Source organism: Burkholderia alba (assembly GCF_034721475.1).
Taxonomy (GTDB): Bacteria; Pseudomonadota; Gammaproteobacteria; order Burkholderiales; family Burkholderiaceae; genus Burkholderia; species Burkholderia alba.
Map to the genome: position 1 here is coordinate 203,911 of NZ_JAWJWL010000006.1, position 12,988 is coordinate 216,898.

Sequence of the window (12,988 nt, forward strand, 5' to 3'; positions counted from 1 at the left end):
ACGCACCTCACACCGCGGCTACCTCACCGTCACGCGTGCGACATCCTGAGCGTCAGCGCCCCCGCGCCGATCAGCACCGCTCCGCCGCCATAACCAAACCGGCGCTGCGCGGCTTCCCCCGTCAACCGAGCGGCCGCGAAGCGGGCGAGCCGCGCATAGCAGGCGGCGTTGAGCGCCGCGAGGCAGACGAAGGTCGGCAGCAGCACCGCGCATTGCGTGGCGAAGGTCTGGTGCGGCGAGATGAACTGCGGAACGAACGCGACGAAGAACACGATGCTCTTCGGATTGAGCGCGGTGACCGCCCACGCTGACACGAAACGCCGCCCCGCCGACTTGCCGCGCACCGCGATGTCGAGCGCGCCGCTGCGCCGCGCGTTCCGGATCGATTTGATGCCGAGATAGATCAGGTAGCCGCCGCCGATCAGCTTGAGCACGGTGAACGCGGTCGCGGAGACCGCGAGCAGCGCCCCCGCGCCGGCGAGCGACACGGCCATCGCGGTGGAATCGCCCGCCGCGACGCCCGCGACGGTGCTCCACGACGAGCGGTTCCGGTTGGCAAGCGAGTCGCCGATCACGAGCAGGATCGTGGGGCCGGGGATCAGCAGCAGGATGATGCTCGCGCCGATGAACGCGAGCCAAGTCTGGAGAGTCATGGGAAGCTCCGGTCGACAGGGGATTCCGGCAGTGATCCACATGGCTCGCTACGCTGTCAAGCGCGACACAATCGGCCGGCTCCGGCATATCGTGAAATACCCGCTTAGACGGACAAGGCATCGCCCGGCACAACCCGAAAACACCGGAAAATCCCCGAACGGAGCACGCGAAGCGACACGCCGCGCGCGCCGAATCAGGCCACGGCCGCCCGGGGCACGTCGACGAACGCGCGGCAACTGCGTCGAAAATGATCGATCTTCGCTTCCTCGGCCGACGCGAACCGCAGCGGCTCCATCGACCAGCTGTCGCGCGGCATCCGCTTGCAGATCGCATGATCCTCGTCGAAGACCTGCCGGTTCACGCGAATCGTCGAGTCGAAGAACGACGTCAACAGGCGCGCGGCCCGATCGTCGGCGGCATGCGCCGCATAGAGCCGGCTCGTGAAATGCGTGCGCTCGGCGGCACCCGCCACCGGGAGGAAATGCTGCAGCGAATACGAGTACCCGTAAGTCGACGAAATCATCGTGAACGGAAACAGATAGACGCTCAGGTAACCGTCGTACTGGTAATCGAGCGTGAAGAAGCGCCGCAGCTTCGCCAACTGGGCATTCAACCGGCTCGCGCCGAGCGGCGCGTACCACGCGGAGTTCACGCCGTCGAAGCGGTTGTCTCCGGCTTCGAGCTGCAGCGTCGCGAGCGTCTCCGGATGGACCGCATCGATGTGATACGGCTCCAGCGCGTTCTCGATCGCGAGCGGCCAGTAGCACTCGTAGTCGTATCGGTTCAGGTCGAGCCGGCCGCCGATGTTGAACGAGAGGTTCTCCAGCAACTCGGCGAATCCCCCGAGCTGGGCCGAGAGATCGGTACGCGGCCGGTTCGCGAAGAACAGAAAATCGCCGCACCAGTCGATCCGGTAGCGGCGCAGATCCGCCCGGGCGAGTTGGCACGCGTCGAAGCGCTCGCGCCCCGGCACGATCAGCCTGCCTTGCCGGTAGGTCCAGCCGTGGTAGGCGCAGCTCGCGGGCTGGTTGCCGTCGTCGCCGGTGTAGATCCGCGCGCCGCGATGCGGGCAGCGGTTGTCGAATGCGACCAGCTCGCCCGCATCGTTGAACAGCACGATCTCGCCCGCCGCGCTGTCGAAGCGGAGATAGTCGCCGTCGGCGGGCAACTCGCGCCGGTGGCAGCCGAGATGCCAGTAACTGTCGATGAGCGCGCGGTCGAAATCCATGCGTGCGCCCGTCAAAGCCGTTTCGCGGGCATCGCGTACATCACGGCCCGTTCCGGTACGGAGCGCATCACCGTTGCACCGGCGCCGATCTTCGCGCCGGCGCCGATCTTCACCTTCGGCAGCACGCGCGCCCCCGAGCCGAAAAACGCGGCCTCGCCGACCTCGACATGGCCGGTCAGATCGACATGCGAGCTGAGCGTCGAGTACGCGCCCACTCTCACGTCGTGCCCGATGCTCGACTGCACGTTGACGGCGACGAAGTCGCCGACATGCGCGTCCGCCGAGACGATCGAGTACGGGCACAGCACCACGCCCGCGCCGAGCGCGGCGGTGCGCGCAATGACGGCGCTTGGGTGGCGCAGGCTGCCGAATACCGCACCCCGCGCGCGCAGCCGTGCGACCACGTCGCGCTTCGCGGCCGGATCGCCGATCGCGACCAGCACTTCCTCTCCCGCCCGCGGCACGTAGGCGTCGATGTCGCCCAACCATTCGGCCCGATAGGCGAACCCGGAGAGCGCGTCCGGATCGGCATCGAGAAATCCGCTGATCGGCAAGCCCGTGCCGTGCGCGGCCGCGTCGTCCGCCCAGTTGATCAGTTCGCGGGCAAAGGCGCCGCAGCCCGCTACCACCAGTCGCTTGTCCATCAGCGCACCCGGTAGCCGCCGTCGACGGCGAGCACGGTGCCGGTGATCCAGCGGCTCGCGCCGCTCAGCAGGAACAGCGCGGCGTTCGCGACATCGTCCGCTTCGCCGAAGCCGAGCAGATGGCTCTGTTCGTAGGCGGCGACGGCATCGTCGGGGCTGCCTTGCGTCAGGCGCGCGTGCATCGCGGTCTTGACGGCGCCGGCCGCGATCGAATTGACCCGGATGCGCCGCGCGGCCAGTTCGCACGCGAGCGAGCGGACGAGGCCGTCGATGCCCGCCTTCGCGGCGGAATACGCGGTCATGCCGACCTGGCCGGTCGATCCGGCGACCGACGACATCAGCACGACGGAGCCGCCGTCGGCGAGCACGTTCTTCCTGCTGACGGCGCGCGCGATGCCGAACGCCGCATAAAGGCTGCTGCCGAATACGTGGTCGAGCTGCGCTTGACGGGTCATCCGCGCGGGCCGGATCAACTCGGCGCCCGCCGCGTGAAACACGCCCGCGAACGCGCCGTGCCGTTCGGCGAGCTGGCCCGCCCAGTCGGCCGCCATGTCGGCGTCGTTCAGCTCGGCCGTGCTGGCCGCGTGTCCGTCGCCGGGCAGCGCCGCGACGACGGCGGCGAGCCGGTCCGCATCGCGGCCGCCCGCGACGATCCGGCCGCCGGCGCGCGCGATCGCCGTCGCGGCGGCCTGCCCGATGCCCGACGATGCGCCGGTGACGAGATAGATGCCGCCCGCGAGGCAGCGCTCGGAAAAGTGTGTCATAGGGTAAGGGTGTCGATGACGCGCAGCGGCCCGACGGCGAGCGACGCGGAAGCCCACGAATAGCCGACGCCGAAGCCGAACATCGCGAGGTCGAGCGCGCGCTCGGCCAGCGCCGCCGGCAGTTCGGTCGTCATCAGCAGCGGAATCGATGCGCAGCTGGTGTTGCCGTATCGGCCGATGTTCGACGGCACCCGCCCGGCCGGCAGCCCGGCCTTTTTCGCGAGGTGCTTCAGCATGAACTGGTTCGCCTGATGGAACAGGAAGGCGTCGTACCCGTCGGTCGTCCTGCCGGCGTACGCGAGCGTGCGCGCGACGAGCGGCGCAATGCCCTGCAGCGTGAAATTGAAGATCTCGCCGCCGTCCATGAACAGATGCGTCGCGGACTTGCCGGCCATCCGCGGGTCCGCCGCGGTGTCGTAGTCCTTGCACGCGCCGGACGGCACGATCAGGTTGTGCGCGCCGTGTCCGTTCGCGCCGATGATGAAGCGCGCCACGTCGTCGGGGCCGCCGGCTTCCAGCGCCGTCACGGTACCGGCATCGCCGAACAGCAGGCTCGTCGCGCGATCGTCCGGATCGACCAGCTTGCTGATCGTGTCGCCCACCGCGAGCAGCACGCGCCGGGCCGCGCCGCTCTGGATCAGGTTCATGCCGAGCCACAGCGCCTGCGGATAGCCGGAGCAGCCGAGGTTGACGTCGAGCGCGATGCACGCGGACGGCAGTCCCCAGTCGCGCTGCAGCACGAAGGCGGTGCCGGGCAGCCGGTAGTCCGGCGTCTGCGAGACGAACAGCAGCGCGTCGACGCTGTCGGGCCGCCAGCCCAGGCCGTCCAGCAAACGCCGGCCGGCGGCGCGGCACAGGTCGCCCGTGGTCTGCTGCGCGCCGGCCCAGCGGCGGCGTTCGACGCCGATCATCTTGACGACGTCGCGCACCGGATCGGCGCCGAAGCGCGCGACGAACGCGTCGTTGCCGATTTCGCGCTCGGGCACCGCGGAGACGATACCCGCGATCCGCGCCCCGCGCGTCAGCAGCTCGCGCCCGGCGCCGGCGTCCTGCCCGCTCATGCTCAGCCCTTCTGCGCTGCGATCAGCGCTTCGAGATCGGCGACCGTCCTGCAGTTGCCGAGCGCCTGCCCGTTCAGCAGCACGCCGAAGCAGTCGTCGGCCAGCGCGATCGTCGACACGATCGCGAGCGAATCCCAGTTGTGCGCGACGAGGTCGAATTCGGGCGCGATCTCGGCCGCGTCGATTTCGAATACTTCGGCGAGGCCTTCGTAGAAGGCCTTCACGTCGACGAGACTTTCGTAAGCTGCGTTCATGTTTCGCTCCTGCTAAATCCTGCTAATAATTCAAAAGACAGCCGGCCCACGAATAGCCGACGCCGAACCCCAGCAGCATCACGCGGCTGCCGCGCACGAGCGCGCCGTCGTCGCGCATTCGTTCGAGCGCGAGCGGAATGGTCGACGAAACCGTATTGCCGCAGTGCTCCATCAGGATGGGGAATTTCGTTTCGGGGATTTTCATCTTCTTGCGCAGCGCTTCGAGCATGAAGCGGTTCGCCTGATGCAGCACGAAGAAATCGATGTCGTCCCGGGTCGCGCCGGACTGCTCGAACAGGCGCTCGGCGGCGCGCGGCACTTCCGTGAGCGAGAACGCCATCACATCGGCGCCGTTCATGTACAGATGTTCGTCGGTACGCAGATTGCCGGAGGCATCCTCGTGCTCGCGCGCGGTCTCGGCGTTTTTCGGTGAACGAAACAGCCCGGCCTTCACGATCAGGTTCGGGGCGCCGCGTCCGTCGGTACCGAACACGAACGGTCCGATCGCATCCGCGTCGCCCGGCTCGCCGACGATCGCGGTCGCGGTCGCGCCGTCGCCGAACAACGTACGGACGCTCTTGTCGAGCGGGTGGATGTACTTCGAGTAGGTGTCGGCCGTCAGCAGCAGCACGCAGCGGGCGGCGCCCGTTTCGACCAGCCCCTTCGCGATCGACAGGCCGTACACGTAGCCCGAGCAGCCGAGGTTGACGTCGAACGCGCCGGCGCGGGTCGGGATGCCCAGCCGATGCTGGAGCACGCACGCGGACGACGGCAGCACGTAGTCGGGTGCCTGCGTGCAGAGAATCACGAAATCGATATCGTCCGGCGCAACCGCGCCCCGCGCGAACAGCCGTTCGGCCGCCGCGCACGCGAGATCCGCCGCCGTCTCGTCGGGCGCGGCGATGTGCCGGACGTGGATACCGGTCTTCGCGAGAATCTTGTCGGCCGGCCACTCCGGGTAGAGCGCCGCCAGTTCGTCGTTGGCCAGCGTCCGCGCGGGCAGATGGCCGGCGAAGTCGCGCAGCGTCGCGCGAAGCGGATGGCCGGCGGTGTTCATCGTCCGGTCTCCGCCCCGGCGCGCAGCCGAGCGTGCGCGGCGCGGCGCGGGCTTGCCGCCGTGCCGGTCCGGCCCGGGCGCAGCGGGCCCGTCATGGGCGGCCGTCCGCGATCAGGTCGATGATCCGCGCGATCGATGCATCGGTGAGCGCCGGGTAGATCGGCAGGCACAGCACGCGCTCGGCGGTCGCGCGCGCAACCGGCAGGTTGTCGACGCGCGACGACGGCAGGCCGCGATAGTTCGGGAAATCCGAGATCAGCGGGTAGAAGTAGCGGCGCGCGTAGATGCCGTGGTCGCGCAGCTTCTGATAGAGCGCGTCGCGGCTCAGCGGGTAATCGTCGCCGACCAGGATCGGGAAGTACGCGTAGTTGCCGACCTTCGCGGCGACGGGCGGCAGCGGGCGGATGCCGGTCACGTCGCGCAGCTGCTCGCGGTAGACGGCGTCGATGCGCGCGCGCCGCGCGAGCGCATCGCCGATGTGCTTGAGCTGCAGCAGACCGAACGCCGCGTTGATTTCGCTCATCTTGCCGTTGATGCCGGCGGCGACTACCGTGACCTCGTCGACGAATCCGAAGTTCTTCAGGTGATCGATATGCTGCTTGGACTTCGCATCGCGGCAGATGATCGCGCCGCCTTCGAAGGTGTTGAACACCTTGGTCGCGTGAAAGCTCAGGATCGACATGTCGCCGTGCTCCAGCACGCTGCCTTGCTCCATCTGGACGCCGAACGCGTGCGCGGCGTCGTAGATCACCTTCAGGTTGTAATTGTCGGCGATTCGCTGGATCGCGGCGACGTCGCACGGCCGTCCGTAGCAGTGCACCGGCATGATCGCCATCGTCTGCGGCGTGATCGCGGCCTCGATCTTCGACGGATCGAGATTGAGCGTGACCGGATCGATGTCGACGAACACCGGCTTGATGCCGTTCCACAGCAGCGAATGCGCGGTCGCGACGAACGAATACGGCGTCGTGATCACTTCGCCCGTCACGCGCAGCGCCTGCAGCGCGGTGACGAGCGCGAGCGTGCCGTTGGTGAACAGCGACAGGTGACGCACGCCGAGGTAGTCGCACAGTGCCTGCTCCAGCTGCTGGTGGAACGGTCCGCCGTTCGTCAGCACCTTGCTTTCCCAGATTTCCTCCAGGTACGGCAGGAATTCCGCCAGCGGCGCGAGATGGGGCTGGGTGACGTAGATCGGCTCGTCGGTCTGCGGCTCGATCTTGCGCATCGGAAGAGCGTTCACGAAGGTTCTCCGTCGGAGCTGTCGCGCGGTGGCACGGTGAAGCTGGCGGGCGGCTGGCCGTCGCACCAGCGGCGCCACATGATCCGGAATGCATCGGCGAGGCCGTGCGCGATGACGTCGGGCTTGAATGCAGGCGTTGCCGCGCAGCGGCCGCGCAATTCGGTGCGGATGCGCGCCAGCGCGTCGAGGTCGCTCGCGGCGGCGATGCCCTTGGCGACGAAATCGTCGAGGTCGCGCGCGACGAATGCTTCCAGCCCGACGTGCGACATCCACGTCGAGCCGGCGCGGCTCGGTAGCGTCTCGCCCGCGATCGTCAAGGTCGGCACGCCCATCCACAACGAATGGAGAACGGTGGTCGAGCCGGTGTAGGGGAACGTGTCGAGACAGATGTCCACCTGGTGATGCTGCTGCAGGTAGACCGCCGTGGCCGAGCGTGGCAGGAACGTCAGGCGCTCGCGGGCGATGCCGGCCTGCTCGAACCAGCCGATCAGCGTTTCTTCTCCGCCCTGCGGGGGGATCGCGCCGAGCGCGATGCGGGCGGTCGGAAGCGCGTGCAGGAGGCGAGCCCAGGTCGCGATCACATCGGGGCGCAGCTTGTTGAGCCGGTTGAAGCTGCCGAACGTCAGGTAGCCGTTGTGCTGCGCGGGCAGGATGTTGACGGGCGGCGCGTTGCGCTCGGGCTCGAACGTCGCCGAGGCCGGCAGGTGCACGATCTTTTCCGTGAACTGCTGCTCCAGCGGGCCGAACGGCAGGGCGAAGCGGTCGGCGAAGTAGTAGTCGACGGCGTCGAGCCCGGTCGTCGCCGGGTAGCCGATGTGGCTGATCTGCACCGGCGCCGGCTTGCGGGCCAGCGCGAGCAGTCGGTTGCGCCCCGTATGGCCGGACAGGTCGAGCAGGATGTCGATCCGGTCGCTGCGGATCTGGTTGCACAGCTGCTCGTCGTCGAGGTTGGTCACGATCCGCCATTCGTCCGCGTACGCGCGCAACTTCAGGGTGACGTGATCCTCGATGACGTGGTTGTGATAGAAGTGCAGCGACAGCCCCGGGTCCTTCGATAGGTGGACGAGCAGCGGCAGCAGGTACGACGCGACCGCGTGCTGGAACAGGTCGCCCGACACGAAGCCGATCCTCAGCTTGCGATCGGGGTCGCGGCGGTTCGCATGGCGCGGCCAGCGCGCGCGCAGCGGCGCTGCGTGCCGTTGCGCGAAGTCGCGATGCGCGTCGACGAGCGTTGCGACGTCGATGCCGATCTTGTGCGTCAGCGAGAACAGCAGATTGCTGTGGGTCGGCGCATCTTTCGGATTCAGCTCGATCGCGCGGCGGAAATGCGCTTCGGACTCGCCGGCGAGCCCGCCTTCGAACATCGTCACCGCCAGCGTGCTGTGCATGTCGGCGACGTGGGGCGCGAGTTCGATGGCACGCCGACCGTGCCGGATGGCCTCGTCGAGCCGTCCGAGGCCGCCGAGCGTGATGCACAGCACGCGGTGGGTGCCCGCGTGGTCCGGCGCGAGCGCGAGCGTCTGCCGGCATTGCGCCTCCGCTTCGGGCAGCCGGTTCGACACGCGCAATGTGTCGGCCAGCAGCATCCGGCATTCGAGATCGTCGGGCAGCAGCGCGACGGTGCGGGTCAGCGCATCGAGCGCCTGCCCGTATTCGCCGCCGCAGAACAGTGCCACGCTCAGCAGCCGCCAGCCCATGCCGTAGGCCGGATAGCGCTGCGTGAGGAGCCGGGCCGCCTTGGCGGCCTCGACGTAGCGCTGCTTGCTGGCGAGCGTCGCGATGCGGTTCACTTCCTGCGGGCTCGGCCGGCGCGTGTCCGCTTGGGCGGGGGCGGCACCGTCGCCGTCGTCGACCGCGGGCGAGGCGGCAGGAGCAGCCGTCGACGCCACCTCCACGAATTGCAGCGGCGACGGCCGGCCTTCGGCCGAATTCGACAAACGCGCGATCATCAGATTGAGCGCCTGCCCGGCGACGCCGCGCTGCTGGGCCAGCGTCACCGCCGTCCAGGCGGCCGCGATCTGGCCGTCGTCGGTCAGCGTGTTGATGTAGTTGATCCAGTACCCCGGATGATTCGGGGCGAGGCCGAGCGCGATTTCGAAATGCGCGATCGCTTCGGCCGGCGCACCCGCCTGGACCTTCAGCGTGCCGAGACGGTAGCGGGCGTCCGAATGATCGGGTTGCGCGTCGAGGATGGCCTCGTACAGCGCCTGAGCGTCGCCGAGCGCGCCCTGCTGCTGCTGCTCGATCGCGCTTTGCAGCACCAGCGCGATGTCGGCGGCTTGCTGCTGCTCCGGCGTCAGCGGGGCGGAAGTCGGTTCGGGCAAGAAGGACATGGTCACGGCGGAATGAGCGAGTTCAGCAAATTATCCCGGCCGCCCGAGCGGTTCGAAGCGCGGAGCTAACCCCAAAACCCGTGCCAATTTGCGGCATGGGCCGGCGTCGTACAACCCTGTCCCCAAAATAAAAAAAGCCCGCTCAGGGCGGGCGCGGAGGCGAACGAGCACGCGTTCAAACGCGTGAGTTATTGTTGTCGGGGATCGCCGCGCGTCAGAAACGCGCGGCGGCTTGTTGGTATGCGCTGGCCGCGTTCAGGCGCTCCATCGCGGCGCGATATTCGGCCTGCAGTTCGGTCCGCGTGACCTGCGCGTTGGCGACCACGGCCGCGTCGATCGCCTGGATCTGGTGTACCAGCGCGAGCGCGGCGGGCGTCTGCTCCGGCGAAATCGACATCAGGAGCGGCGAGCGCTCTTCGGTGAGGCGAGCCGCCTCGGACCAGTCGGCCATCTGGGCCGCATGATCGATGGCTTGCGTGATCGCCAATACCTGTTCGACCAACGACGTCTGATTCATCTTCCGGCTTCTCCGTCTGTGAGTGCGTGAGGCGACAGCTTACTTGTTGCTGGCCAGCGCGCCCGCGCTGTTCGTACCGCCGAACAGCTGGGTCAGGTAGTTCGAATTCGAGTTCATCTGCGCCATCAGCGTGTTCAGCGCCGTGAACTGCGCGTTGTACTGGGACGTGAGCTGCGACGAATAGTCGCTCAGTGCCGACTGCTGCTGCGCGATGCTCTTCAGATCCTGGTTCAGCGCGCTCGAGCGGATGTCGAAGACGCCGCCCGTCTGCACGAAATTCTGGATCGTGGTGTTGAGCTGCGCGCCGATGCCGTTGGTGCCGTTGAACAGCGTCGAGGCGGCCGCCGGATTGTTCTGCAGCGTGGTCGTGAGCTGGTTCTTGTCGAGGATCAGCGTGCCGTCCGCCTGGTTCGACGTGCTGCTGTCGGCGATCGTGATGCCGAGCGCCGCGAGCGTGACGGTGCTGCCGCCGCCCTCGACCCCGCTGCCGATGATGCGGGCGAGCGAGTTGTTGATCGTGTTGAGCGTCGAGTCGCCGAGCAGCGGGCCGGCCGTCGTCGAGCTGGTGCCCGCCCCGCTCAGCGACGACAGCGTCTGCATCGTCGTCACGACGGTGTTGTACAGCGACACGAAGTTGCTGACCGCGTTGACCTGCGAGGCCGTGTCCTGCGTGACGGTGAGCGTTTGCGGCGTGGTGCTGACCGCCGCCTGCGTGAGATTCAGCGTGACGCCCGCGATCGCGTTCGTCACCGCATTGGAGGCGCTGCTGCCGGCAATGCCGCCGATCGAGAATTCCGCATCCTGCGCGACCGTCGACTGCGACCACGCGATGCTGCCGCCCGACGCGATCGTCGACTGGCCGCCTGTCGTGCTCGGCGTCGACGTGACGGCGAGGCTCGACAGCCCGTTGTCGCCGGACAGGTTGCTGACGCCGACGTTGATCGTGTTGGCCGCGCCCGGCGACGACGAGCGCAGCACCAGGTGCGCGCCGTCGGTGCCCGTCACGATGGTGGCGGTCACGCCGGGATTGTTGGGGGCCGAGTTGATCGCGGAAGCGATCCCGGACAGCGTGTTGTTGGTCGAATCGATCGAGATCGACGTCGACTGGCCGCCCACCGAGACGGTCAGCGTGCCGGTGCCGAGCTGTTGCGTCGCATTGAATGCGCCGGACGACAGCGTTTGCGACGTCGCGATCTGGCTGACCAGCACCGAGTAGCTGCCCGCCACCGCGCCCGCGCCGGTCGTTGCGGTGAGGCCGGTGCCGCTCGTGGTGGTGGTGAGCGCCTGATTGAAGGTGCCGTCGGCGAGGGAGCCGAGCCCGCTCTGGAGTGCCGCCAGGGCCGCTTTCAGCGTGCCGAGCGCGGTGAGCTGGGTCTGGTCGGCCGCGGTTGCGGTCGACAGTTGCGCGGTCTGGCCGGCCGTCTTGCTGTTGACGAGCGCGGTCACGAGCGAATTCACGTCGAGCGACGAATTGCCGGTCGAGCCGCTGATGATCGACTGCGCCGCTTCCTGCAGCGCCTGATTGGTCTGCTGCTGCGTGGTGGTCGTGGTGCTCGACGAAATGGGCGTGGACATCGCTTAACTCCGTGCGTCGTCAGAGACGGCAGGGGAACATTCGGGACATCGGGTGCATCGGGTGAAAAAGGGTGCGGCGGCCACGAGGAATTGCACCGCCGCACAAGACGGGCCGCCTCACTGCGCGGCCCATCGTTCGGTTACGCGTTACTGCAGGAGCTTCAGCACTTGCTGCGGGTTCGAGTTCGCTTGCGCCAGCACCGAGATACCGGCTTGCTGCAGCACTTGAGCGCGCGACAGGTTGGCCGTTTCCTGCGCGAAGTCCGCGCTCTGGATCTGCGATTGCGCCGACGACAGGTTCGTCGAGGTGGCTTGCTGCGTGGTGGCGATCGCGCTGAAGCGGTTTTGCGCCGCGCCGAGCGTTGCCTGCAGGTTGTTCACCGTCTGGATCGCGTTGTCGATCGACACCATCGCCTGGTTCGCACCCGTGGTGGTGCTGATGTCGAGGTTCGAGACCGTCGGGGGCTGGTTCACCGCGTTGATCTGCGACACCATGTTGTTGGCCGCCGTGACTTGTGCCGCGCTCATGTTGCTCGTCACGCCCGTCGCGAACGTCAGGTTGGTGACGGCCGTGCCCGTGCCGGCTGCCGTGCCCGAGCTGAAGATTGCCGACAGCGTCGTGCCGGTGATCGCCGTGTTGTTCTGGTCGGTGAACGTGAAGCCGCCCTGGCCGTCGGCCGTGACGTTGACCGACGTGATCGCCGGCGACGTCGTCGTCGGCGCGCCTGCCGAGTTGAGGCTCAGGCCGGTGATCGTGCCGACCACGCTGCCCTTTTGCACCAGCCCGCCGCCGATCTGCGCCGCCGACATGCTCTGGCTCAGATCCATGCTGATCGTCTGACCGACGTTCGCGCCCACTTGGAACGACAGGATGCCGGCCGAACCGTCGAGGATGTTCTTGCCGTTGTAGTTCGTTTGCGAAGCGATCCGGTTCACTTCAGCGATCTGCTGCGACACTTCCTTTTGCAGCGAGGCCTGGTCGGACGGCGACAGCGTGCCGGTCGACGCTTGCACGGCCAGCGTGCGGATACGTTGCAGGCTGGTCGTGAGCGAGCTCAGGGCGCTCGACGCCGTTTGAATCATCGACACGCCGTCGTTCGCATTCGACACGCCTTGGTTCAGGCCGTTGATCTGCGTTTGCATCCGGGTCGAGATCGCGAGACCTGCCGCATCATCCGCCGCGCTGTTGATGCGCTTGCCCGACGACAGGCGGGTGATCGCTTGCGACAGCGCGCTTTGCGAGCCGTTCAGGTTTTGCTGAGCGACCAGCGAGTTGATATTGCTGTTAATTCCGAGCATGGAAAAATCTCCTAAGTGAGCCGAAAGCCCTTAAAAGCCACTATTGGCATCGGCGGAAGCACTCGTTCTTTGCTGGCCGCCTCAGAGCAGGATTTCGGCCTTTGCAAACAAAACTTGAGGGGGATTAACAGATTCGGCCCGATTTTTAATGGGCGGCGCACCGGCGCGTATGCGGGGTGAAAGGGAACCGTCTCCGGCATGCCGCGTCGCGCGGGGCCTGGATCCGGGCGGAAAAGTGGTAAACCGGTGGTCGAAGCCGGATTTCCCTGTTATGATGGCGGGCTGAATTGAGATTTCTGTCAAGCCTTGGCCGTTTACGGCATGTCTGCTGGCAGTCGAACGCGGCGCCTGGTGTGGGTTGC

General features: G+C 67.4%; 12 protein-coding genes. All 12 read right to left on the reverse strand.

Annotated elements, in window-relative coordinates; all coding sequences use genetic code 11:
* Positions 1–29 precede the first annotated feature (29 nt).
* Positions 30–653 (reverse strand): LysE family translocator, encoded by a 624-nt coding sequence (locus RZR99_RS08920; protein WP_323119384.1) that lies wholly within the window; start codon positions 651–653, stop codon positions 30–32.
* A 194-nt stretch (positions 654–847) separates the two neighbouring features.
* Positions 848–1,882: an aromatic ring-hydroxylating oxygenase subunit alpha gene (locus tag RZR99_RS08925; RefSeq protein WP_323119385.1), complete on the reverse strand. Its 1,035-nt coding sequence runs from the start codon at positions 1,880–1,882 to the stop codon at positions 848–850.
* 11 nt (positions 1,883–1,893) lie between these two features.
* The gene (locus tag RZR99_RS08930; RefSeq protein WP_323119386.1) at positions 1,894–2,526 is read right to left on the reverse strand and encodes a NeuD/PglB/VioB family sugar acetyltransferase; all 633 of its coding nucleotides are present in this window, start codon (positions 2,524–2,526) and stop codon (positions 1,894–1,896) included.
* Complete coding sequence (locus RZR99_RS08935) at positions 2,526–3,290, reverse strand: SDR family NAD(P)-dependent oxidoreductase (RefSeq protein ID WP_323119387.1); 765 nt, start codon at positions 3,288–3,290, stop codon at positions 2,526–2,528. Before RZR99_RS08935 ends, RZR99_RS08930 begins: the two co-directional genes overlap by 1 nt.
* Positions 3,287–4,351: a ketoacyl-ACP synthase III gene (locus RZR99_RS08940; RefSeq protein ID WP_323119388.1), complete on the reverse strand. Its 1,065-nt coding sequence runs from the start codon at positions 4,349–4,351 to the stop codon at positions 3,287–3,289. The genes RZR99_RS08935 and RZR99_RS08940 overlap by 4 nt, the downstream gene beginning before the upstream one ends.
* Positions 4,352–4,353: 2 nt before the next feature.
* On the reverse strand, positions 4,354–4,575 hold the full coding sequence (locus RZR99_RS08945; RefSeq protein WP_323119479.1) for an acyl carrier protein: 222 nt from the start codon (positions 4,573–4,575) through the stop codon (positions 4,354–4,356).
* Positions 4,576–4,627: 52 nt separating this feature from the next.
* Entirely contained in the window at positions 4,628–5,662 is a 1,035-nt protein-coding gene (locus tag RZR99_RS08950; protein ID WP_323119389.1) for a ketoacyl-ACP synthase III, read from the reverse strand.
* Positions 5,663–5,753: 91 nt separating this feature from the next.
* On the reverse strand, positions 5,754–6,902 hold the full coding sequence (vioA, locus tag RZR99_RS08955) for a dTDP-4-amino-4,6-dideoxy-D-glucose aminotransferase VioA (protein ID WP_323119390.1): 1,149 nt from the start codon (positions 6,900–6,902) through the stop codon (positions 5,754–5,756).
* Positions 6,899–9,235, reverse strand: a complete 2,337-nt coding sequence (locus tag RZR99_RS08960; protein ID WP_323119391.1) for an O-linked N-acetylglucosamine transferase family protein — start codon at positions 9,233–9,235, stop codon at positions 6,899–6,901. The genes vioA and RZR99_RS08960 overlap by 4 nt, the downstream gene beginning before the upstream one ends.
* Before the next feature lie 214 nt (positions 9,236–9,449).
* Positions 9,450–9,752: a flagellar protein FliT gene (locus RZR99_RS08965; RefSeq protein ID WP_323119392.1), complete on the reverse strand. Its 303-nt coding sequence runs from the start codon at positions 9,750–9,752 to the stop codon at positions 9,450–9,452.
* Between the two features lie 39 nt (positions 9,753–9,791).
* Positions 9,792–11,327 carry a flagellar filament capping protein FliD gene (gene fliD, locus RZR99_RS08970; RefSeq protein WP_323119393.1) on the reverse strand — a complete coding sequence of 512 codons (1,536 nt, stop codon included), beginning with the start codon at positions 11,325–11,327 and terminating at the stop codon, positions 9,792–9,794.
* Between the two features lie 147 nt (positions 11,328–11,474).
* A complete protein-coding gene (locus RZR99_RS08975; protein ID WP_323119394.1) occupies positions 11,475–12,626 on the reverse strand; it encodes a flagellin in 1,152 nt (383 codons plus the stop codon).
* Positions 12,627–12,988: the final 362 nt, after the last annotated feature.

Coding starts and splice junctions, on each gene's coding strand:
- RZR99_RS08920 (WP_323119384.1), bottom strand. CDS start 653: ATGACTCTCCAGACTTGGCTCGCGTTCATCGGCGCGAGCATCATCCTG.
- RZR99_RS08965 (WP_323119392.1), bottom strand. CDS start 9,752: ATGAATCAGACGTCGTTGGTCGAACAGGTATTGGCGATCACGCAAGCC.
- RZR99_RS08925 (WP_323119385.1), bottom strand. CDS start 1,882: ATGGATTTCGACCGCGCGCTCATCGACAGTTACTGGCATCTCGGCTGC.
- fliD (WP_323119393.1), bottom strand. CDS start 11,327: ATGTCCACGCCCATTTCGTCGAGCACCACGACCACCACGCAGCAGCAG.
- RZR99_RS08975 (WP_323119394.1), bottom strand. CDS start 12,626: ATGCTCGGAATTAACAGCAATATCAACTCGCTGGTCGCTCAGCAAAAC.
- RZR99_RS08950 (WP_323119389.1), bottom strand. CDS start 5,662: ATGAACACCGCCGGCCATCCGCTTCGCGCGACGCTGCGCGACTTCGCC.
- RZR99_RS08960 (WP_323119391.1), bottom strand. CDS start 9,235: ATGTCCTTCTTGCCCGAACCGACTTCCGCCCCGCTGACGCCGGAGCAG.
- RZR99_RS08930 (WP_323119386.1), bottom strand. CDS start 2,526: ATGGACAAGCGACTGGTGGTAGCGGGCTGCGGCGCCTTTGCCCGCGAA.
- RZR99_RS08935 (WP_323119387.1), bottom strand. CDS start 3,290: ATGACACACTTTTCCGAGCGCTGCCTCGCGGGCGGCATCTATCTCGTC.
- RZR99_RS08940 (WP_323119388.1), bottom strand. CDS start 4,351: ATGAGCGGGCAGGACGCCGGCGCCGGGCGCGAGCTGCTGACGCGCGGG.